The organism is Streptomyces sp. NPDC055400 (assembly GCF_053644375.1).
Genome location: NZ_JBSHLM010000003.1, coordinates 626,386 through 646,691, shown reverse-complemented (window position 1 = coordinate 646,691; position 20,306 = coordinate 626,386). Strand labels below are relative to the sequence as shown.

At 73.5% G+C, this 20,306-nt stretch carries 18 protein-coding genes, 2 tRNA genes and 1 other RNA gene; 7 read left to right on the top strand and 14 right to left on the bottom strand.

Annotated features, from left to right (window positions below; genetic code table 11):
- The first annotated feature begins 16 nt into the window (after positions 1 to 16).
- The 3 genes from ACWIGU_RS11085 (at position 17) to ACWIGU_RS11075 (ending at position 1,980) form a co-directional block, all read left to right on the top strand.
- Positions 17 to 1,276, top strand: a complete 1,260-nt coding sequence (locus ACWIGU_RS11085) for a sensor histidine kinase (protein ID WP_454399567.1) — start codon at positions 17 to 19, stop codon at positions 1,274 to 1,276.
- Complete coding sequence (locus ACWIGU_RS11080) at positions 1,273 to 1,881, top strand: response regulator (protein ID WP_454399565.1); 609 nt, start codon at positions 1,273 to 1,275, stop codon at positions 1,879 to 1,881. Before ACWIGU_RS11085 ends, ACWIGU_RS11080 begins: the two co-directional genes overlap by 4 nt.
- Positions 1,882 to 1,904: 23 nt before the next feature.
- Positions 1,905 to 1,980 (top strand) — tRNA-Gly (locus ACWIGU_RS11075).
- 57 nt (positions 1,981 to 2,037) lie between these two features.
- On the opposite strand, the gene ACWIGU_RS11070 is transcribed toward ACWIGU_RS11075, so the two are convergent.
- The 6 genes from ACWIGU_RS11070 to ffs all read right to left on the bottom strand — a co-directional run bounded on the left by ACWIGU_RS11070 (position 2,038) and on the right by ffs (position 10,888).
- On the bottom strand, positions 2,038 to 2,934 hold the full coding sequence (locus ACWIGU_RS11070) for a phosphoribosylaminoimidazolesuccinocarboxamide synthase (protein WP_454399563.1): 897 nt from the start codon (positions 2,932 to 2,934) through the stop codon (positions 2,038 to 2,040).
- A gap of 113 nt (positions 2,935 to 3,047) precedes the next feature.
- On the bottom strand, positions 3,048 to 4,589 hold the full coding sequence (locus ACWIGU_RS11065; RefSeq protein WP_454399561.1) for a N,N-dimethylformamidase beta subunit family domain-containing protein: 1,542 nt from the start codon (positions 4,587 to 4,589) through the stop codon (positions 3,048 to 3,050).
- Positions 4,590 to 4,802: 213 nt separating this feature from the next.
- Positions 4,803 to 6,704, bottom strand: a complete 1,902-nt coding sequence (locus ACWIGU_RS11060; protein ID WP_454399681.1) for a hypothetical protein — start codon at positions 6,702 to 6,704, stop codon at positions 4,803 to 4,805.
- Between the two features lie 274 nt (positions 6,705 to 6,978).
- Complete coding sequence (gene purD / locus ACWIGU_RS11055; RefSeq protein WP_454399559.1) at positions 6,979 to 8,232, bottom strand: phosphoribosylamine--glycine ligase; 1,254 nt, start codon at positions 8,230 to 8,232, stop codon at positions 6,979 to 6,981.
- A gap of 192 nt (positions 8,233 to 8,424) precedes the next feature.
- Positions 8,425 to 10,692: a DNA polymerase III subunit gamma and tau gene (locus ACWIGU_RS11050; RefSeq protein ID WP_454399557.1), complete on the bottom strand. Its 2,268-nt coding sequence runs from the start codon at positions 10,690 to 10,692 to the stop codon at positions 8,425 to 8,427.
- A 101-nt stretch (positions 10,693 to 10,793) separates the two neighbouring features.
- Positions 10,794 to 10,888, bottom strand: an RNA gene (gene ffs / locus ACWIGU_RS11045) — signal recognition particle sRNA small type.
- A gap of 109 nt (positions 10,889 to 10,997) precedes the next feature.
- Between ffs and ACWIGU_RS11040 the strand changes: the two genes are divergently transcribed.
- Together ACWIGU_RS11040 and ACWIGU_RS11035 are read left to right on the top strand one after the other, a co-directional pair.
- Positions 10,998 to 11,085 (top strand) — tRNA-Ser (locus ACWIGU_RS11040).
- A gap of 102 nt (positions 11,086 to 11,187) precedes the next feature.
- Positions 11,188 to 11,574: a VOC family protein gene (locus tag ACWIGU_RS11035; protein WP_454399555.1), complete on the top strand. Its 387-nt coding sequence runs from the start codon at positions 11,188 to 11,190 to the stop codon at positions 11,572 to 11,574.
- Between the two features lie 26 nt (positions 11,575 to 11,600).
- On the opposite strand, the gene ACWIGU_RS11030 is transcribed toward ACWIGU_RS11035, so the two are convergent.
- A complete protein-coding gene (locus tag ACWIGU_RS11030; protein ID WP_454399553.1) occupies positions 11,601 to 12,074 on the bottom strand; it encodes a DUF5994 family protein in 474 nt (157 codons plus the stop codon).
- A 197-nt stretch (positions 12,075 to 12,271) separates the two neighbouring features.
- Between ACWIGU_RS11030 and ACWIGU_RS11025 the strand changes: the two genes are divergently transcribed.
- Positions 12,272 to 12,472 carry a hypothetical protein gene (locus tag ACWIGU_RS11025; RefSeq protein WP_454399551.1) on the top strand — a complete coding sequence of 67 codons (201 nt, stop codon included), beginning with the start codon at positions 12,272 to 12,274 and terminating at the stop codon, positions 12,470 to 12,472.
- 19 nt (positions 12,473 to 12,491) lie between these two features.
- Here ACWIGU_RS11025 and ACWIGU_RS11020 read toward each other — a convergent pair whose 3' ends face one another.
- The 6 genes from ACWIGU_RS11020 to ACWIGU_RS10995 form a co-directional block, all read right to left on the bottom strand.
- Positions 12,492 to 13,442, bottom strand: coding sequence for an MASE1 domain-containing protein (locus ACWIGU_RS11020; RefSeq protein ID WP_454399549.1), 951 nt, complete (start codon positions 13,440 to 13,442; stop codon positions 12,492 to 12,494).
- 62 nt (positions 13,443 to 13,504) lie between these two features.
- A complete protein-coding gene (locus ACWIGU_RS11015) occupies positions 13,505 to 14,338 on the bottom strand; it encodes a PP2C family protein-serine/threonine phosphatase (RefSeq protein ID WP_454399547.1) in 834 nt (277 codons plus the stop codon).
- A gap of 33 nt (positions 14,339 to 14,371) precedes the next feature.
- On the bottom strand, positions 14,372 to 15,196 hold the full coding sequence (locus tag ACWIGU_RS11010; protein ID WP_454399545.1) for an isocitrate lyase/PEP mutase family protein: 825 nt from the start codon (positions 15,194 to 15,196) through the stop codon (positions 14,372 to 14,374).
- Positions 15,193 to 15,351: a hypothetical protein gene (locus ACWIGU_RS11005; protein ID WP_454399543.1), complete on the bottom strand. Its 159-nt coding sequence runs from the start codon at positions 15,349 to 15,351 to the stop codon at positions 15,193 to 15,195. Before ACWIGU_RS11005 ends, ACWIGU_RS11010 begins: the two co-directional genes overlap by 4 nt.
- A 65-nt stretch (positions 15,352 to 15,416) precedes the next feature.
- The gene (locus tag ACWIGU_RS11000) at positions 15,417 to 15,743 is read right to left on the bottom strand and encodes a cupin domain-containing protein (protein WP_356277426.1); all 327 of its coding nucleotides are present in this window, start codon (positions 15,741 to 15,743) and stop codon (positions 15,417 to 15,419) included.
- A gap of 95 nt (positions 15,744 to 15,838) precedes the next feature.
- The gene (locus ACWIGU_RS10995) at positions 15,839 to 16,735 is read right to left on the bottom strand and encodes a LysR family transcriptional regulator (RefSeq protein WP_454399541.1); all 897 of its coding nucleotides are present in this window, start codon (positions 16,733 to 16,735) and stop codon (positions 15,839 to 15,841) included.
- A gap of 103 nt (positions 16,736 to 16,838) precedes the next feature.
- Here ACWIGU_RS10995 and ACWIGU_RS10990 point away from each other — a divergent pair, with 103 nt between their 5' ends.
- Entirely contained in the window at positions 16,839 to 17,600 is a 762-nt protein-coding gene (locus tag ACWIGU_RS10990; RefSeq protein ID WP_454399539.1) for a sulfite exporter TauE/SafE family protein, read from the top strand.
- A gap of 12 nt (positions 17,601 to 17,612) precedes the next feature.
- Here ACWIGU_RS10990 and ACWIGU_RS10985 read toward each other — a convergent pair whose 3' ends face one another.
- On the bottom strand, positions 17,613 to 20,237 hold the full coding sequence (locus tag ACWIGU_RS10985; protein WP_454399537.1) for a GNAT family N-acetyltransferase: 2,625 nt from the start codon (positions 20,235 to 20,237) through the stop codon (positions 17,613 to 17,615).
- Positions 20,238 to 20,306: the final 69 nt, after the last annotated feature.

Below are 20,306 nucleotides of genomic sequence, written 5' to 3'. Positions count from 1 at the left end.
CCGACGGAGCGGGGACATGAGGCGGCCTGGCGCGTGGTGGCGGGGGAAGAGCACCCCGGCGAAGGTGGAGACGTACACACGGTGGTCTCTGCACTCCTTCGGGCTCGTCGAGATCTGCTGGCTCGGGCCGCTCGCCTTCGGTGAGGTGCCGGCCGCGCTCGCGTGGACCCTGTTCCTCGCTCTCTGTGCGCATGCCGTGTTCGGCGCGGTGACCACGTCCAGGGCGCTCGACTGGACGCGCGGCCGGCGCGAGCAGCCGGTCCGCCTCGTCATCGCGTACGGCGTCGTCACCGCCGTGATCTCCGTCGGGACGCTCGGCGTGATGCTGCGGGTGCCCGCGGACGAGGAGGCCGGCACCCGCACGGCGCTCGTCCTCTTCGTCGGCATCCTCATGGTCGGCGTGGGCTGTGCCACGCCCGGGCTGCGCACCCGCAGGCGGGTGATCGGCGCGGCGCTCGGCGCGTCCCTCGGTGCCGGGGCGGCGTCCGTGCCGTCCGGGCTGCCGGCGCCCGCCGCCCTCATCACGGCGGCCACCGTGCTGTTCACCACCGCGATCTTCGCGCTGACCGCCGGATTCTCCGTCTGGCTGCTGAACGCCGTCCACGAACTCGACGAGGCCCGCGAGACGAGGGCGCGGCTCGCCGTCGCCGAGGAGCGGCTGCGGTTCGGGCGCGATCTCCATGACGTGATGGGCCGCAATCTCGCCGTGATCGCGCTCAAGAGCGAGCTCGCGGTCCAGCTCACCCTGCGCGGGCGGCCCGAGGCCGTGGACCAGATGACCGAGGTGCAGCGCATCGCCCAGGAGTCGCAGAAGGAAGTACGGGAGGTCGTGCGCGGCTATCGCGAAGCCGACCTGTCGGCAGAACTGGCGGGCGCGCAGGGCGTGTTGACCGCCGCAGGGATCTCCTGCGAGGTGACGGGTCCGGCCACCGGGCTGCCCGGCCCCGTGCAGTCCGCCCTCGGCTGGGTCGTCCGCGAGGCCACGACGAACGTCCTGCGGCACGGGGACGCCCGGCGCTGCCACATCGGCGTACGGGTGGGGCCGGACGCGGTGGTCCTGAGCGTGGAGAACGACGGGGCCGGAACGCCCGGGTCCCTGAGCGGCGGGTCGGGGCTCGCGGGGCTGCGGGAGCGCCTTGCCGAGGTCGCCGGGACCCTTGAGGCCGGTGTGGTGCCGGATGCGGACGGGATGTTCCGGGTGGTGACCGAGGTGCCGCTCGCCGGGCCCACCGTGGAACAGCGGCGCGACGCCGCCTACGAAAGGAGCGCCGGGTGACCGTGCGCGTGCTGCTCGCCGATGACGAGCACCTCATCCGCGGGGCGCTCGCCGCGCTGCTCGGGCTCGAGGACGATCTGGTCGTCGTCGCCGAGGCCGCCACCGGGCCCGAGGCGCTCGCCATGGCGCGGGCACACCGGCCCGATGTGGCCGTGCTCGATCTGGAGATGCCGGGCGCCGACGGTGTGAAGGTCGCCACAGCGCTGCGCGGTGAACTGCCCGCGTGCCGGGTCATGATCGTGACCGGTCATGGGCGTCCCGGGCATCTGAAACGGGCCCTCGCCGCCGGGGTGCGCGCCTTCGTGCCGAAGACCGTGAGCGCCCAGCGGCTCGCCGAGATCATTCGGACCGTGCACGCGGGAAACCGTTATGTGGACCCGGAGTTGGCGGCCGACGCGATCGCCGCGGGCGACTCCCCGCTGACCGCACGCGAGGCCGAGGTGCTCGAATTCGCCGCCGACGGGGCGCCCGTGGCGGAGATCGCGGAGCGCGCCGCGCTCTCGCAGGGGACCGTGCGGAACTATCTGTCGTCCGCCGTCTCGAAGCTCGGGGCCGAGAACCGGCACTCGGCGGTGCGGCTCGCGCGGGAGCGGGGTTGGGTATAGTTGCTCTCGCGCCACGGCGCAGTGCGAACGTAGCTCAGTTGGTAGAGCGCAACCTTGCCAAGGTTGAGGTCGCGAGTTCGAACCTCGTCGTTCGCTCCACAGAAAGCCCCCGGCACCTCAGGTGCCGGGGGCTTTCGCGTATCCGCGGCGCCGTGGTTACCAGCTGACGCCGGTCAGGCGCTCGTACGCCTCGATGTACTTGGCGCGCGTCGCGTCCACGACCTGCTGCGCAAGCGCCGGCGGCGGCTGCTCGCTCCCCCGGTCCCAGCCCGACTCGGGGCCCGTCAGCCAGTCCCGCACGAACTGCTTGTCGAACGACGGCTGGGCGTGGCCCGGCTCCCACTCGGCGGCGGGCCAGAAGCGGGACGAGTCCGGGGTGAGGACCTCGTCGCCGAGGATCAGCGCCTCGCCGTCGAAGCCGAACTCGAACTTGGTGTCCGCGAGGATCACGCCGCGCTCCCGCGCGATGTCCCGGGCCCGGCCGTAGACGGCGAGCGTCATCTGGCGCAGCTGGGCGGCGGTCTCCGCGCCGACCTGGCGGGCCACCTCCTCGTACGACACGTTCTCGTCGTGCTCGCCGACCTCGGCCTTCGTGGCGGGCGTGAAGATCGGGGCGGGCAGCTCGGAGCCGTCGGTCAGGCCCTCGGGCAGCGCGAGGCCGCAGACGGTGCGCGAGGCGTTGTACTCGACGAGGCCGGAGCCCGTCAGATAGCCGCGGGCCACGCACTCGACGGGGACCATGCGCAGCGACTTGCAGATGAGGGTGCGGCCCTGCCAGTCGGCGGGGGCGCCGGGCGGCAGCTCGGTCGACAGGACGTGGTTGGGGACCAGGTCGGCGAGCTGGTCGAACCACCACAGCGACAGCTGCGTGAGCACGCGGCCCTTGTCGGGGATGGGGGTGGGCAGCACCCAGTCGTAGGCGGACATGCGGTCTGAGGCGACCATCACGAGGTCGCCCGCCTCGTTCCGGTACAGGTCCCGCACCTTGCCGGTGTGGAGGTGTACCAGGCCCGGCACCTGCTGGGGTTCGGGCTTTTCGACGAATCCGGACACGGTTCCTCCCCGTGGATATGTACGAGTGCACCTGATTCTCGCTCATACGGGGACGAGTTTTGGCCACGGGTCCGGCGGGCGGCAGCGGCGGGGACGGGTCGGGGCGCGGCTGGTCAGTCGCGTTTGCAGATCCGGTCGAGGAGGTTGGCCGTCGCGCGCTGGATCCGCGGGTCGACATGGCCGGGGCGGTCGAGGGCCGGGGACCAGGCGAACGTGCCGGACGCGAAGACCAGCGATCCGGACGGCGCCCGGTACAGGGACGTCTCCTGGTGGCGCGGCGCCCGCTCGCTGTCGCGGTAGGGCGAGTGGGCGAGCAGGATGCGGTCCTCGTGCTCGGGCAGCGCGGTGCGCGGAAAGTAGCGGTCGGCCTCGCCCGCGACCAGGCCGTCGATCTCGTCGCCCTCGTGCGCCCCGGTGGCCTCCCACAGCCAGTGGTCCGCGTTCCGCACGACGAGGGGGTGCGGCTCCGGGACCCGGCCCGCGTACTGGATGCCCATGAGCTGCTGCTCGGGGCGGTCGATCTCGCGCCACAGGGCGGACTTCCCGGGCGCCCTGCGCTTGTGGCAGGTGAGCAGCCGGTCCGGCACGCCGGACGGGGACGGACCCAGCTCCACCTGCCAGTACATGGTGTTGGCGGAGAGGAAGACGAGTGACGTGCCGTGCTCGCGGGCCACTTCGGTGGTGCGGCGCATCGGTGTCGACCAGTACTCGTCGTGGCCGGGGAAGACGAGACCCCGGTAGCGGGTCGGGTCGATGCGGCCCGCGTGCAGGTCGCGGGCGTCGGCGTACGCGAGGTCGTAGCCGTACCGCTCGGCCCAGCGGATGAAGTCGTAGGCGTGGCCGACGTGCAGGGGGAGGCCAGCGCCGGCGTACGGGCGGTCGAAGGAGACCGTCGTCGCCGCGTCGCCCTCGCCGAGCAGCCGCCCCTCCTCGTCCCACGCGTGGTAGAGGCTCGCGCCCGTGTGCCCGTCCTCCGGATAGAGGTTGTACGCCTGCCAGGTCACGTCCGGCAGGAGCAGGAGGAGATCGGCGGGCCGGCTGTCGCGGACCGTGAAGGGGATGTGCGAGCGGTAGCCGTCGACGGTGGTGAGGACGGCCACGTACGCGCCCACGTTCCAGAACGACGGGATCTGCAGGCGCCAGGACAGCCACCAGTGGTGGCAGGAGACCGTACGGTCCGCGGTGAGCGGGGCCGGCTGGACGATGCCGGAGAGCCTCGGGCTGGTGATGATCTTGCTGGCGCCGTCGCCGCCGTAGTGACCGATGCGGTAGATGTCGACGCTGAACTGCTGGGGCGGGTCCACCGTGATGTGGAAGTCGATCGCCTCGCCGGGCGCGGCCGCTCCGGTCGACGTGAAGCCCTTGATCTGGCGGTGCACGTCGTCGGCCATGCGGGGGCCGCCGGTGCGGGGGCTGGGGATGCTGGTCGCGATGGTGCTCGCGCCGGGCTGGGGGGCGTGGTCGACGTACCAGGGGACGACCTGGCCCGTGTCGTCGAAGTAGTGCTCGCTGCCGCGCAGCCACGGCAGGGGGCCCTGGCCGAAGGGGTCGCTCACGGCGTGGGCGAGCGCGCCGGACTCCCAGCGGCGGATGGTGCGGGGTGACCGCACGTGTTCCGGCCGTCCGGCCTTCTGCCCCTCCCGTTCCGGCCCCATGCCCGCTCCCCTCCCTCGCTCCCCCGAGCCCTCGTACGCTCCGTCTGTCAGCGACCGACCCCAGCACATCACATTACGCACGCACTCCGTCACCGTTCGTCGCGAATTGACGTGAACGGAACGTGAGCCTCCAGCGGTGGGGGGTTTGAGCGGTGCGGATGCGAGGGACGGGGGGGGTGCGCGTGTGCCGCGATTTCCGTCGTGGCGCAGGCCCTAGACCAGGCGGACCGGCTTCTCGGGGCGGATGCCGAGGCGGGTGAGCCAGGCGCGCAGGGGTTCCGGGTCGCCCTCCTCCACGAGGCTCAGGACGCGCGGGGTCAGGTCCTTGGCGCGCTCGCCGCCGACGAGGAGCGAGGGGCCGTCCAGCCAGTCGAGGCCGGGGGCGGCTCCGGCCGTGTCCACGGCGGCGCAGCACACCATCGCCGTGACGTGGTCGGCCACCAACTCCCGTCCCGTACGGGGTGGTTGGAGAGGGAAGAGCGGGAGCATGCCCTCGTCCCACAGCGCTTCGTCCGGCCCCTGTCCGGCGGCGGGCACGGGCGGGGCAGGACGCTCGCTCTCCTCCCGGGCCGACTCGGCACTGAGGCCGGCGGCGAGCAGAGCGGTGGGGGTGTCCTCGCGGTCTTCGCCGTCCCCGGAGTCCTCGGAGTCCTCGGAGACGTTCTCGGCGATTTCGGAGGCGTCCTCGGGGTCATGGGGGGTGGTGTGGTCTTCCGGGGCGACGGAGTGTGCGGGGTCCACGGGGGCCGCGGAGTCCACGGGCGCTGTGGTGTCTGCCGGGGATACGGGCTCCGCGGAGTCCCCGGCGCGCGTCGCCGTCGCGAGGTGGTCCATCACCCGGGCGAGTGTCGGGCCCTCCCGGTCGGGGGACGCGGGGTTCGCGGAGCCGTGGACGCCGAGGGCGTCGAGAACGCGGTGCAGGCGCGCCGCGTCCATGCGCCACTTACGGTCCACGACCTCGTCCGGATACTCCTGCCAGTCGACCGGCGCCCAGTCGGGGCTCTGCTCGGCGGGGCCTCCGTGGAACAGCCGGGCGGCGAGCAGCGACGCCGCCTCGTCCACCGTGCCCGGCTCCTCCAGCAGATCGCAGGCGGGCCGCTCCCCGAGCCGGGAGGCGAACCCCTCGGCGAGGCGGTCGCGCCGGGACAGTTCGGTGAGGGCGGCGACGACGCCCGCGTCCAGGCGGGAGGGCCAGCGCCCCATGCGCCAGGCGGGCAGCGCGACCCGGGTGAGCAGCCGGTCCCAGCCCGCGTAGGCCAGGCCGACCTGCTCCTGGGCGACGATCCGCACGCCGTAGTCCACCGTCTGTGCGCGCTCGGCGGCGGCCGCGGCGACCCCGCGCTCCATCTCGCCCGCGTGGCCCCGGCAACTGCGCAGCAGCAGGCGCGCGACCCAGCCGACGCCGCCGAGTACCAGTCGCCCCAGCGGCCCGCGGCCGGGCGCCGCCGCGACGGCGACCGCGGCGTCCAGGCCGCGCACGAAGCGGCGCGCGGCCGCTATGTCCGGGTGCGCCGACGGCCCCGTACCGGCGACGACGGGGGCGAGTACGGCGCGCAGCTCGCCCACGCGCATCCACCACAGGAAGGGGGAGCCGATGACCAGGACGGGCGCGGCCGGCACCCGGCCTCTGCCGGCGCCGCCGCCCCGGATGCCCGGGTCGTCGGCGTCACGCGGGATCCGGCCCTCGTCGTCCTTGGGTCTGGGCGGTCCGTGCGCGGGATGCGTACGGTCCTCCAGCCAGCTGTCGCAGTCCGGGGTGAGCGCTATGGCGGAGGGGGCCGGGACGTCGAGCCGGTCGGCGAGATCGCGTACCAGCCGGTAGAGATCGGGGGCCCGCTCCTCGGCGATCGGCACCGTCGGGCTGACGGCCGGGCGGGCGCGGGCCACCACGAGGGCGATGCCCGCCGCGCACGCCAGGACGACCAGGGCGAGGACCGTCACGATCCACCGCGCCGTCCGCCAGCCGCCGCCGGCCATGTGCCCGGTGGCGGCGCCCGCGGCCAGCACGACCGCGAAGGCCGCCGGCAGCAGGGCGACGGCCAGCGCTCTGCCGCGGATGCGCAGCACCGCGAGAGCCCGGGAGCGCGCGGCCTGCGCGCCCATCTCCGCACCCATACCGGACACGACCGATGTCACCCCCTGCTGCCTATGTTTCCTGCACCCATGGCGTTGTCCACTCCCCCACTGTGGCACCCGTCACTGACATCGCAATGCCGGTGGGCCAAGTGCCGGAACGCTTTCGCCGCACCCTAGTTGGGGCTCAGGGCATCGTCAGCCGGATGGGCGAGCGGTCACTCGATGGAATGGCTTTGGGTAGAGGTGGATGACATTCAGGCCCCTGATCCGCTTCGGATCAAGGGCCTGAGGTTCACGCAGGTGAGGCTTACGGTCAGGCCTCCGCGGCCGCCTTCGCCGCGATGTCGGTGCGGTGCTGCGAACCGTCGAGTCCGATCCGCGAGACCGCCGCGTAGGCGCGCTCGCGGGCCTGTGTGAGGTCCGAGCCCGTCGCGGTCACGGAGAGCACACGGCCACCGGCGCTGACGACGGCGTCCCCGTCCCGCTTCGTCCCGGCGTGCAGGACGTACGCGTGGGGCGCGTCCTGCGCGGCCACGTCGGCGAGCCCGGTGATGGGGTCGCCGGTGCGCGGCGTCTCCGGATAGTTGTGGGAGGCCACGACGACGGTCACGGCCGCCTCGTCGCTCCAGCGCAGGGGCGGCAGGTCCGCGAGCGTGCCGTTGGCCGAGGCGAGGAGGATGCCCGCGAGCGGGGTCTTCAGGCGGGCCAGGACGACCTGGGTCTCCGGGTCGCCGAACCGGGCGTTGAACTCGATGACCCGCACACCGCGCGAGGTGATCGCGAGCCCCGCGTACAGCAGGCCGGAGAAGGCCGTGCCGCGGCGGCGCAATTCGTCGACCGTCGGCTGGAGGACCGTCTCCATGACCTCGTCGACGAGCTTCGGGTCGGCCCACGGGAGCGGCGAATAGGCTCCCATGCCACCGGTGTTGGGGCCCGCGTCGCCGTCGAGCGCGCGCTTGAAGTCCTGCGCGGGCTGGAGCGGGACGACGGTCACGCCGTCGGTGATCGCGAAGAGCGAGACCTCGGGGCCGTCGAGGAACTCCTCGATGACGACGCGGTCGCAGGCGTTGGCATGCGCGCGGGCGGCCTCGAGGTCGCCCGTCACGACGACTCCCTTGCCGGCCGCGAGCCCGTCGTCCTTGACGACGTACGGGGCGCCGAAGGCATCGAGCGCCTCGTCGACCTCGGCCGGGGTGGTGCAGACGTACGAGCGGGCGGTCGGCACGCCGGCCCCCGCCATCACGTCCTTGGCGAACGCCTTCGAGCCCTCCAGCTGTGCGGCTTCCCCGGAGGGACCGAAGCAGGGGATGCCCGCGGCGCGTACGGCGTCGGCGACCCCCGCGACAAGGGGTGCCTCCGGGCCGACCACGACGAGGTCCGCGGCCAGCTCACCGGCCAGCCGGGCCACGGCAGCGCCGTCGAGGGCGTCGACCGGGAGCAGCTCGGCGACCTCGGCGATTCCTGCGTTGCCGGGCGCGCAGTGCAGCGCGGTGACGTCGGGGTCGAGGGACAGTGAGCGGCACAGGGCGTGTTCGCGGGCGCCGCTGCCGATGACGAGGACCTTCACGCCAGCCAGCATAGGCGGCGGGCCGGTGTGCTCTTGTACGGGCCGCCGAGAGCGGGGGCGGCGGGGGTTCGTGTGTTTCTCCATGGAACGGGGTGCCGGGGGCCGGTCCGGGGGGCTTTGCGGGGGCTGAGCCGCCTGGGCACCGGCCTGTGCTGCGTGGCCCGTGCTGTCCGGTCCCCGTTACGAGGCCGTCTACTCGTTCGTGAATTCCTCGACGACCGTCGCCCCGAGCTCGCGGACGATCAGGTCGTGGCCGGAGAGGATCCCCGACTCGTCGAGGTCGGCGTCGTCGTCGGCCGGGATGTCGTCCTCGATGGAGACCGGGGGCGGCTCCGGGGCCGCCGGTCTCGGCGCGGGGGCGGGGGCGGGGGCCGATGCCTGCGGCGCGGACCGGTCCGCGGGGCGCGGCGCGGCCGGGGCCTGCGGGGCAGGCGGGCGCGGCGGAGTGGGCGCCGCGGGGGCGCCACCGCCGCTCTGACCCGCGTAGCCACCGCCCTGGCCCGGGTAGCCGCCTCCCGGAGCGGGGGGCGGAGCCTGGCCGCCACCGCCGCCGCCCGAGGGGTCGACGACCGCCTCGACCTTCCAGTGGACGCCGAACTGCTCGGCCAGCGCCGTCCGCAGGACCTCTTCGCTGCCGCTGCTCGCGAAGTTGTCCCGCGCTCCGGCGTTCAGGAAGCCGAGCTGGAGGGTCGTGCCGTCGAAGCCGGTCACCTGCGCGTTCTGGCTGAGCAGGATCCAGGTGAAGCGCCGCTTGTTCTTGACCACTTCGAGGATGTTCGGCCACAGACTGCGCGGGTCGAGCCCACCGGCGGCGGGCGGTGCCGCGGCGGGGGGCTGAGCGGGGGCCTGCGGCTGGGGCTGGGCGGGGGGCGGCGTGGGCGCCGCGGCGGAGGGCTGGCCCCCACCGGTGCCTCCACCGGTGCCTCCGCCGGCGGGCGCGGCCGTGGGCCACCCGCCGGGGCGCCTGCCGCCACCGGCGGGGGCGGCCGTGGGCCATGCGCCGGGTGCGGCCCCGGCGGGCGGCGCCGCGGGCGCGGATTCCGCCGGAGCAACGGGGGCGGCCGGCGGCGCGGATACCTGAGGAGCCGGTGCCGGTGCCGGAGCAGGAGCCGGGGCAGGAGTCGGCGCCGGCGCAGCAGGCGCGGGCGCCGCTTCCCCGCCCGGTCCCGGCCCCCGCACCGCGGCCCGGGCAGCGGCGGGACCGCCCCCCGCAGGGACCTGCGCGGCCGCACCGGGGTGGGCGTCCGGCGACGGCACGTATCCCATGGCCGGGCCGGAGCCCTGTCCCGCGGGTACGAAGTGGCCGCCGCGCTCCAGGCGGTCGAGCCTGGCCATCACGGAGCGGGCGTCGTCGTACGCGGCGGGCAGCAGCACGCGCGCGCAGATCAGCTCGAGCTGGAGGCGGGGTGAGGTGGCGCCCCGCATCTCCGTGAGCCCCTCGTTGACCAGGTCGGCGGCGCGGCTGAGCTCGGCGCCGCCGAAGACTCCGGCCTGGGCCTGCATCCGCTCGACGACGTCGACCGGAGCGTCGATGAGGCCCTTCTCGGCCGCGTCCGGAACGGCGGCCAGGATCACCAGGTCCCGCAGTCGCTCCAGAAGGTCGGCGACGAACCGGCGCGGGTCGTTGCCCCCCTCGATGACGCGGTCGACGACCTCGAAGGCGGCGGCGCCGTCACCCGAGGCGAAGGCCTCGACGACGGAGTCGAGCAGCGAACCGTCCGTGTACCCGAGGAGGGACGTCGCCATGGCATACGTCACACCGTCCTCGGCCGCGGCGGCGAGCAGCTGGTCCATGACGGACATGGAGTCACGCACGGAACCGGCGCCGGCCCGCACGACCAGCGGCAGGACGCCCTCCGCGACGGGGATGTCCTCCTTGCCGCAGACCTCTCCGAGGTAGTCCCGGAGCGTCCCGGGCGGCACGAGGCGGAAGGGGTAGTGGTGCGTACGCGACCGGATGGTCCCGATGACCTTCTCGGGCTCCGTGGTGGCGAAGATGAACTTGAGGTGCTCCGGGGGCTCCTCGACGACCTTCAGAAGGGCGTTGAACCCCGCCGACGTGACCATGTGGGCCTCGTCGATGATGTAGATCTTGTAGCGGCTGCTCGCGGGCCCGAAGAAGGCCTTTTCTCGCAGGTCACGGGCGTCGTCGACACCACCGTGCGAAGCGGCGTCGATCTCGATGACGTCGATCGAACCCGGCCCGTTCCTCGCCAGGTCGCGGCAGGACTGGCACTCGCCGCACGGCGTCGGCGTGGGCCCCTGCTCGCAGTTCAGACACCGCGCGAGGATGCGCGCGCTCGTCGTCTTGCCGCAGCCGCGCGGGCCACTGAACAGGTACGCGTGATTGACCCGGTTGTTCCGCAGCGCCTGCTGCAGCGGGTCGGTCACATGTTCCTGCCCGATGACCTCGGCGAACGACTCCGGGCGATAGCGGCGGTAGAGCGCGAGAGACGACACGTATACGAGGTTATAGGCGCCCACTGACAACCATGGCCGCCACTGACAACCATGGCCGCCGCTGACGACCGCGGCCGCCGGGGGCGAGCCGCCCCGGAACGCAAGACGCCCCCCACGCACCCGCCAGAGCCGACCTACCCTTGCTGCCTTCCGGCCCTGGGGGAGTTCAGTCAGATAGCGCCACGTGAGGGGCTGAGCTCCACAGTAGCGGATGCCGGGCCGGAATCACGAGCCCGGTCCCCGGCCCGATCTCCGCCCCGGATCATGTTCGCGAGCACCCCCCAACGTCTTGTATTGTTTGCGGCGGAGGATTCGCCTAGTGGCCTAGGGCGCACGCTTGGAAAGCGTGTTGGGGGCAACCCCTCACGAGTTCGAATCTCGTATCCTCCGCCATTGCTCTCACCGGGCAATACGTCGAAGGGCCCCACCGCTTGCGGTGGGGCCCTTCGACGTTCTGTGATTGCGTAGCCGGCTACGCGACTGGGAGGTTCTCACATGACCAGTAAGTTCACCGAGCTTGCGATCGACTGTGCCGATCCTGACGCTCTCGCCCGGTTCTGGTGTTCCGTCCTCGGCTACGAGGTGCACGACCGGGAGGACGGGCTTGTCATCATCGGCTCCCCCGAGGTGCCCGAGGGCAAGGACCGCCTCGGCCCGGTACCGCCGGCGCTCACCTTCGCGCGCGTGCCCGAGGGCAAGGCCGTCAAGAACAGGCTCCACATCGACGTCAACCCGACCGACAGGGAGCAGGACGAAGAGGTCCGCCGCCTGCTCGGCCTGGGTGCCCGGCACGTCGACGTCGGGCAGGGCGATGTGAGCTGGGTCCCACTCGCCGACCCGGAGGGGAACGAGTTCTGCGTCCTTGCGGGCCGCCGCCCCTGACCGCAGCGCGCGCGTCGTTCCCCGGCTCAGGTTTCGTCGGGGTTGGCGACGATGAGTTGTGCGGCGTCGGCGTTGTCGTCCTGGCGTACGGCGCGGGCCATCGCGGCGCGGGCCGCTGCGGGCTCCGATTCGGGAGGCACGACCAGGAGGACGAAGAGCTCCTCGTCGCCGCGGGTGACGAGGGCGGTGCCGTCGCCGACCTCGTGGGCGTCGAGATGCACGACCCGGTCGTCGATGATCAGGCGGGTCGGCAGCGCTTCCCAGGCGGCTGAGTCGAGGCCGACGCGCATGATGGGGCCGAAGTGCGAGGTCAGCTCCGCGACCAGGGCGGGCAGTTCGGCCGTGATGTCATGGGACCGGGGCCACCACGCGCCGTCCAGGAGCCCTTCGCGGGACTGGGTGATCTCCAGCCTCAGCAGGGCCGTTGCGGGTTCCGCCTCCTGACAGGGGGCTTCCGGCAGAAGCACTGGGGGCTGGTGGGGGGTGTCGGATTCAGCCATGGTGGTTCGCCCGCCTCGGTCGTACGGCCGACGCCCGCCGAGCGGCCGTGCCGATGTCGGGGGGGTGCGTCGACCGGCGCGATGCCGTCGTAGCTTTACGGTAACCCCGGGGGCCGCGCCCACGCTCGTCGCGGCGGGCCGCGGGCTGCCGCGGCCGGAGTTACGGTTGGAGCAGTGGAAAGCGGGAGGTGACGGCCATGGAGGCGATCATCCTCATCGGCGCCATCGTCCTCGTGACCCTCATGGGAATGCGCCTGATCCACCGGATCAACGCCCGGCACGACGCACGCATCGCCACGCACACCTTCAGCGATCCCATGCCGGGTGTCGGCAGACGGAGCCGCAAGAATCACCGGCGGATCCCCGAAGACGCGTCCGGCCCGGCCGACCGCAGCTGACGGGGACGGCGCGCGTCCGTCATTCGTCCTGCTGTGGCGCCAGGTGTCCCACCACTTCGGTGAGGTCGCTGACCGCCTGTTCGATCTTCTGGCGGATGCTCTTCTGCTCGGTGACGATCGCCGCGAGCAGGAGGCCGGTGAGCGCGGCCGAGCCGTTGAGTGCCTGGAGGTTGAACATGACCTCGAAGAGGCTGTGGTCGGCGAACGGGCCGACGTGGTCGGTGGCCGCGGAGATCCCCAGTACGGACACGAACAGCACGCACGGCGCCGCCCCCGCGAGCTGGAAGCGCAGCGCCGCCCACGTCAGCAGCGGGAAGACGAGGAAGAGCAGGGCGAGCGGGCTTCTCGTGGCCAGGGGTGTGATGACGGCGGCGGTGACCAGCAGGGCCGCCGCCTCCGGCCACCGGCGGGTGTTCCAGGGGGGCCGGGCCCTGCTCAGCGCGATCAGCAGCGGGGTGCCGACGAGTACGCCCATGGCGTCGCCGGCCCACCACGCCGCCCACACCGGCCAGAACGCGCTCCACTGCAGACTGCCGCTGAGCACCAGCACGCACGTGCCCACGGTGGCGCTCAGCAGTATCGGCAGCAGTCCGCCCAGGAAGACCAGGGCGACCCCGTCCCGCAGCCGGTCCAGCGCGAGGCGGAAGCCCGCCTTGCGCAGCAGCAGGCAGGCGCACATCGGGGCGAGGGTGTTCGCGGCGACGATCGCGAGGTCGGACAGGCGGAACGGGTTGATCGAGTCGATGAGCAAGAAGGCGCCGAGCGCGATGCCCGGCCAGATCCGCAGGCCCATCCAGAGCAGGCAGGTGACGGCGACGCCCGTCGGGAGCCAGAGCGGGGTGACGACCGCGCCGTCGAGGGCGATCCGCTGCCACAGGCCGAGCCGTCCGGTCGCGTAGTAGGCGGCGGCGACGGCGAGGATCCTCAGCAGGGCCTCGGAGAGGCGTCGGAGTTCCTCGGTGCGCACCACTGGATCACATAATCACTCCCGTCCGGTGGCGGAGCGTGACACGCGCTGCCGGTGGCCCGCTGTCACCCGGGCAGGACGGGTGGCGGGTCGTGGCACAGGACGAGTACCGCGGAGTCGTCCTGGTGGCCGGTGCAGTCGGCGACCTCCATCACCGCGGCGGCAAGTTCCGCGGCGTCGGCGCCCGCCCCGCCCGCGACGACCCGGGCCACGCGCTCCAGGCCCGCCTCGATCGGGAACGAGGGCCCTTCGACCACGCCGTCGGTGACCAGGACGTACGCCCCCGCCGTCGAGAGGCGGTGCCGGGTGACCGGGTACTCGGACCCGGGCAGCATGCCGAGCGGCAGTCCGCCCTCGTCCGCCGAGACGCCGTACCGGCCGTCGACCGTGGCCCAGATGGCGGGGACGTGGCCCGCGCGGGCGGACTCGAGGACCCAGGTCGTCGGGTCGAAGCGGAGGAAGCTGCAGGTGGCGAAGAGTTCGTGGCGCATCGACAGCAGCAGGTCGTTGGCCTGGGCGAGCGCCTCTCCCGGGTCCGGGGCGAAGGCGGCCACGGCGCGCAGGGCGATGCGGATCTGCCCCATGAAGGCGGCGGCCTCGACGTCGTGGCCCTGGACATCGCCGATGGAGAACCCGAGGGTGCCGTCAGGGGTGGCGAACCCGTCGTACCAGTCCCCGCCGATGTCCAGGCCGTGGCGGGCGGGCGAGTAGCAGGCGGCGGTCCGCAGTCCCGGCAGGGCGGGCAGCGAGGTGGGGAGCATTTCGCGCTGGAGGGCTTCCGCCAGTTCGACCCGGGCGTGCTGGACTTCCGCCCCGGCGCGTGCCTGTGCGGCAAGGCGGCCGAGCCTGGTCAGCAGGTCGTCGGCGCTCTCGGGCTGGCTGGGACCACGCTGCGTCATGGACCGCTCCGGATACGGAAAACCCCGGCTTCATCATATTTGCGTGGCGCCTCCACCGCCGCTCAGCTCCTGGACCTCGCCGTAGGTCGGGACCGCGGCGGCCACGTCCCGGCCGGCCCCTACGTCGAGCGCCGCCGTGACCGCGGCGCCCAGGGCCGCGCGGAACAGGAGCGAGCCGAGGCTGACGCGGCGGACGCCCAGGGCGGCGAGCTCGGGGACGGTGGGGCCCGTGGGGGAGTAGAGGATGTTGAGGGGGATGCCGGACGGGCGCAGGTGCGCCACCAGTGCGGTGATCGCGGCCGGGTCGGTCAGGCCCGGTACGAAGACTCCGTCGGCGCCCGCCTGCCCGTAGGCGTCGAGCCGCCGGCGGGTCTCCGGCTCCGGCGCGGTCCGCGGGTCCGGGAGCCAGTACGTGTCCGTGCGGGCGTTGACGAACAGGTCCGGTACGGCGGCCTTCACCGCGGCGATCTTCGCCGCGTGGACGGGGGCCGGGGTGAGGGTGCCGTCGGCCCTGCCGTCCTCCAGATTGATCCCCACCGCGCCCGCCCGCGCCAGCTCACGGGCGAGGCCGGCGACCTCGGCCGGGTCGTCGCCGAACCCGCCCTCCGCGTCCACGGACAGCAGGAACGCGCCCCCGCCCAGGCGGCGGGCCAGGCGCAGGGTCTCCTCGCGGGTGGCCGCGGCGCCGTCGGGCAGCCCGGCCGCGGCGGCCACGCCGAGGCTCGTCGTGCCGATCGCGGTGAATCCCTGCCCGGCGAGCGCGGCGGCGGAGGCGTGGTCCCAGGCATTGGGGAGAAGGAGGGGACCGCCGGGGTCGTGGTGCAGGGCTTTGAAGGCTTGGCAGGCGGGCTGGTTCATCGGGGGGTCGTCCCTTCGAGGGGGCCGGCCGCGAGGGCCGTGCCTCCGGCGGGCGCCGTGGGCGCGACGGCCGGGACCGGGACCGGAGCGAGGCAGGGGTCCGCCGGCGCCCGGCGCACGTCCTCGTACCGGTTGGACCGGTATCGCTGTGTCATGCGGCGCACGTTAGGCGCGGAACCGTTCGGTGCCGGCCGAAGCGTCCGGGAGCGGCGGGCGCCCCTCAGTCGTTGACCGCGGTAAGGAGCACCGCCGCGTCCGTGACCGCGCGCAGCCCGTGCCGTTCCTGCGGGAGCGCGTGGAGCCGGCCCTCCGTGAGCGTCACGTCGCCCGAGGCGGCCGTCAGTACGACCTCGCCTCGCAGCACCTGGAGCGTCGCGGCGGGCGGCGCGTTGTGCTCCTCCAGGACTTCGCCCGCCGTCAGGGCGATCACGCTTTGCCGGAGGGTCTCCTCGCGGAGCAGGAGGTGCGCGCTGCGCCCGTGGGGGGAGAACCGGGCGGCGGCGACGTGCTTGTCGGCGAGAGCGTTCAGGTCGTACGTCGTGGTCATGCTTCCAGCGTCCCCCGGAGACCCGGCCCCCGCCACAGGCACGGGATGTCCCCCGGTCCCGGACCCCGGCGGCCGCAGGCCACCACGTGAAGCCCCTACCTCCCGCAGTGCTCCGCCACCAGGTCCGCGAAGGCCCTCGCCAGTGGGGTCAGCGTGGACCAGCGCCGGACCGCCCAGCCGACCGCGAGCGGCGGCAGGTCCGGTACGGGGACGAGGACCGGACCGCCCGCGCGGCCGGACTCGCGCCAGCCGGGCAGTTCGGGGACGAGCGCGTGGCCGAGGCCGAGTTCGGCGAGGTGCACGGCGGTGGCCCAGTCGGCGACGCCCGCGTCCGACCCGGCCGGCCTGACGATCCCGAGCCCCGTGAAGTGCCGGTCGAGGTGGGAGCGCGACGTGGACTGTTCGGGCGGCCTGATGAGGTGGGCGGCGGCCAGGTCGCCGGGGCCGATCCGGGTCCGGCCGGCCAGCGGGTCGTCGGGGCGCACCGCGAGGACCCAGGGGAGTTCGACGACGGGGCGCTGCTCGACGCCGCGTTCCGGCGCGCCGATGGTGACCCACGCGAGGTCGAGGTCGTGCGCGGCGAGCGCCTCGTAGGCACTGTGGCTGGAGCTGACCGTCTGGAATTCCAGGCTCGCCCGGGGGTGGCGGCGCCGGAAGCCGACGATGGCCCCGGACATGAAGTGGCGCACGGTCGTCGCGCCCGTGGTGACGCGCACCGCGCCGCTCTCGCCGCGGGCCAGGTCGCGCAGGCGGCGCAGCGCGTCGTCGATGCCGCCGATGCCCTCGGCGGCCGCGGTCTGCAGGATGCGCCCCGCGGGGGTCGGCAGGACACCGCGGGCGTGCCGTTCGAGGAGGCTGACGCCCACCTCCCGTTCGAGGCGCCGGATGTGCTGGCTCACCGCCGACTGCGTGCAGGAGAGGTCGCGGGCGACGGCGCTGAGGCTGCCCGCCGCGCACACGGCGACGTAGACACGGAGATCGTCGAGGGTCACCGCGCCAACCGTAGCCATCCGAGTGCTTCCAAGCCAGGCCTTTGAACTTCCCAAGAAATTACGAGGATTGACTTGGGTGTCGGGCTCCGAAACGATCTCGGATGTGGATGCACTTGAAGCAGTGGCCGTCGGAGCGGCCGGTGTCGCCGCCGGCGCGATCAACGCGGTGGTCGGCTCCGGAACGCTCATCACCTTCCCCACGCTCCTCGCGTTCGGCTATCCGCCGGTGCTCGCCAACGTGTCGAACAACATCGGCCTCGTGCCGGGCGTGCTCAGCGCCGCGTACGGCTACCGGCGCGAGCTGAAGGGGCAGAAGAAGCGGCTGCTCCGCTTCGGCACGGCCTCGCTGATCGGCGGCCTCACGGGCGCGCTGCTCCTGCTGAAGCTGCCCGCCGACGCGTTCACGGCGGTGGTGCCCGTGCTCATCCTGGCCGCCTGTGTCCTCGTCGTGCTCCAGCCCCGGATCAGCCGCTGGTCGAAGAAGCGCCAGGCCACGGCGGTGCGCGCCGACGGCGGCGTCCCGATGTGGTTCGGGGTGCTCGGGACGGGTGTCTACGGCGGCTACTTCGGCGCCGCGCAGGGCGTGCTGCTCATGGGCATGTTCGGCAGCTTCATCCACGACGACCTCCAGCGCCTCAACGCGGCGAAGAACGTCCTGGCCTCGATCGTGAACGGGGTCGCGGCGGTCGTCTTCGTCGCCGTCGCCGACGTCGACTGGGCGGCGGCCGCGGTGATCGCCGTCGGCTCCACGCTGGGCGGCCTGACCGGCGCGAGGTTCGGCCGCAGGCTGCCCCCGGCGGTCCTTCGCGCGGTGATCGTCGTGGTCGGCGTCACCGCCTCGGTGATCATGCTCGTACGAGGCTGAGCCCGCGGGCCGTCAGCGCTTGAGGAACGCGATCCGGGCGCGCTTCTCCGGAAGGAACACCTCCGGCAGGTCGATCTCCGGGAGCACGATCTCGGGGCCGAGTTCGAAGCCCGCGCGCTCCAGGAGCGCGACCGCCTTCGCGTTGCGCGCGTCGGGCTCGACCACGATGCGCCGCTTGCCGTGCCCTTCGAGCGCGTACGCGATGAGGACGGTCATGAGCGCTCCGGTGAAGCCGCTTATGGCGCCGTCCGTGGCCGGGGCGATCAGGAAGTGCACGCCGATGTCGCCGTCCTCGGCCTCGTAGCACTCACTGACCCGGTCGGCCTCGGGCTCGTACGTCTGGAAGAGCGCGACGGGGTCGCCGTCGAGGCGGACGAGGTGGGCGTGGTGCGTGGTGAGCGAGTCGAGGTGCTCGTACGTCTCGCGCACCTGCTCGCGGCTCGCGCCCTCCATGCCCCAGAACCGGGCGCGCTCCTCGCGCACCCAGCCGTGGAGCACGTCGAGGTCGGCGGCGGGGTCGACCGGGCTGACGCGGACGGTGCCGAACCCTTCGACGGTCTGCTCGTACACGCGGTGCCCCTTCTGATGAGGGTGGTCTTCTCTGGTGAGGCGGGTCCAGTCCGTGACCACGGGGACCAGTTCGCCCCGCAGCCACAGGGGGAGCTGGTCGCGGCGGTGCGGCGAGCCGGGGATTCCCGAGGCGCCGAGCGGAACCACCCACAGGCTGTTCGCGCGGTCGGCGACGTCCCACACGTAGCGGGCGGCCGGGCCGCGGGCGCTGAGGTCGGTGACGCCGGGGACGCTCGACGTGGACAGGACGCAGTCGTGGTCGCCGGGCAGGCCCGGACCGGCCTCATCGCCGTCAGGGAGTGCCCGCCAGGCGGCGAGCCGGTGCCGGTCGCCCCAGGTCTCCCCGGTCGCCGAGGTCCCGGCGGCTTCCTCGACCGCCTCACGGACCACCGTCTCCCGGTCCACATCAGGGAATTGACTGGTCGTCAGCAACGTCTCCAGCGCGTACGCGATGCGCGGCGCGAGGGCCAGCCACGGCCGGAAGACCTCCGGGTACGCCTGACCCATCCCCGTGAGGGGCGCGAACGCGGGGTGCGCGGCCAGCTTCCGTACGACCGCCGACCGCACCCGCGCGTACACGGCGGCGTCCGCGCTGTCCGCGTCCATGTGCCGGTCCCAGGCGAGCAGCCGCTTCCTGAGTGCCGCCGCTTCGGGGCCGAGGCCGCCGAGGCGGGCCACCAGGTGGAGCAGAGGGCGGGCGGAGGCGAGGCGGGTGTCGGTGTGGACGGCGGCCATGCCGGGCGCCGTCCACACCTCCCGCGCGTCGAGCAACTCCCGTATGCGGTCGGCCCGGTGCGGCGGCGCGAACTCGATGCCGAGGGGCGCGGCCAGGCCCCGCTGGTTCGCCATGACCGCGACGGTGCCGACCGGCTCGCGGGGCAGCTCGCGCAGGCCGCGCCAGGCGTGCCGGGGCTCGTGGGCGGGGACGACGCGGAGCAGGTTCTCGGGGTCGCGCTCGGGCACGGCGCCCGCGACGCGGTGCAGGAGACCGCCCTCGGTGTCGGCGGCCTGGACGACGTTGACGGGCTCGGCCCAGCGGTCGAGGGCCCGGTCCACGTCGGCGACGGTCCGGGCGCGGAGCAGGGCGGGCAGCGCGGCGAAGCCCAAGTCCTCGCGTACGCGGGGCGGTTGGCGCAGTGCGATGCCCTCGCCCTCGTCGGGTCCGCCGATGACGACCGTCCCGCGTTCGGTCTCGACCACCTCCACCTCCTGCGGCCGCCCGCCCGCCACCTCGAAGGTCTCCACGCTCCGGAACGCGGGCCGCCACCCGTCGGGCCCGAACGCCTCCACGCCGCCGTCCGGGAGCCGCCGCAGCCGCTCCCGGTACAGGTCCTGGTAGTCCGCCATCGCGTTGGTGATCGCCCAGGCGACGGTGCCGGTGTGGCCGAAGTGGCCGATGCCGGGCACGCCGGGGACGGCAAGGCCCACGACGTCGTAATCCGGGCAGGCGAGCCGTATCTGCTGGTAGACGCCCGGGTCCTCGATGTAGCGGTGCGGGTCGCCGGCGATCAGAGGGCCGCCGGTGGCGGTGCGGTCGCCGGTGACGAGCCAGCCGTTGCTGCCGGAGGTGCCCGGGCCGTCCGTGGCGAAGAGGCCGACGGCTCCGGGCCCGATGCGGCGTACGACCTCGTCGCGCCAGAGCTTGCCGGGCATGCCGGTGAACAGGATGTGTGTGGACAGCCAGATGCCGAGGGGGGTCCAGGGCCGCCAGCGGCCCGGTTCGAGGCCGGCGCGGGCGAACTCCGGTGCGGCGCCGCCGAGTTCTCGCAGTCCGGCGTCGACCCCGGCGACGTACGCGTCGAGCCAGCCGCGTGTCTCCTCGTCGAGTGCGCGGTAGCAGCGCCGGGCCGTGTCGTCGATACGGGCCTGCCGGGCGAACCGGTCCCAGCCGGCGGCCTCCTGGCCGAGGAAGGCGGCGGAGGTGCCCTGCGAACGGTGCCGCTCGACCTCGATCTGCCAGGCCCGGTCGGCGGCGGCGTTGCGCCCCTGGGCGTGGGCCAGTTCCCGCGCGCTGTCGGCACGGAGGTGGGGTATGCCCCACTCGTCCCGGTAGACCTCGACGCTCACGCTTTCCCGCCCCGCCTTCACCCGCCTTACTAATTAGGGCAGCCTAACCTAAGTCGAAAAGGGGTGCGC

Excerpts from the sequence above, each read along its gene's own strand:
- ACWIGU_RS11085 (WP_454399567.1), top strand. The coding sequence starts at position 17 with ATGAGGCGGCCTGGCGCGTGGTGGCGGGGGAAGAGCACCCCGGCGAAG.
- ACWIGU_RS11035 (WP_454399555.1), top strand. The coding sequence starts at position 11,188 with ATGACCAGTAAGTTCACCGAGCTTGCGATCGACTGTGCCGATCCTGAC.
- ACWIGU_RS11015 (WP_454399547.1), bottom strand. The coding sequence starts at position 14,338 with ATGACGCAGCGTGGTCCCAGCCAGCCCGAGAGCGCCGACGACCTGCTG.
- ACWIGU_RS11005 (WP_454399543.1), bottom strand. The coding sequence starts at position 15,351 with ATGACACAGCGATACCGGTCCAACCGGTACGAGGACGTGCGCCGGGCG.
- ACWIGU_RS11065 (WP_454399561.1), bottom strand. The coding sequence starts at position 4,589 with ATGGGGCCGGAACGGGAGGGGCAGAAGGCCGGACGGCCGGAACACGTG.
- ACWIGU_RS11000 (WP_356277426.1), bottom strand. The coding sequence starts at position 15,743 with ATGACCACGACGTACGACCTGAACGCTCTCGCCGACAAGCACGTCGCC.
- ACWIGU_RS11010 (WP_454399545.1), bottom strand. The coding sequence starts at position 15,196 with ATGAACCAGCCCGCCTGCCAAGCCTTCAAAGCCCTGCACCACGACCCC.
- ACWIGU_RS11030 (WP_454399553.1), bottom strand. The coding sequence starts at position 12,074 with ATGGCTGAATCCGACACCCCCCACCAGCCCCCAGTGCTTCTGCCGGAA.
- ACWIGU_RS11060 (WP_454399681.1), bottom strand. The coding sequence starts at position 6,704 with ATGGGTGCGGAGATGGGCGCGCAGGCCGCGCGCTCCCGGGCTCTCGCG.
- ACWIGU_RS11025 (WP_454399551.1), top strand. The coding sequence starts at position 12,272 with ATGGAGGCGATCATCCTCATCGGCGCCATCGTCCTCGTGACCCTCATG.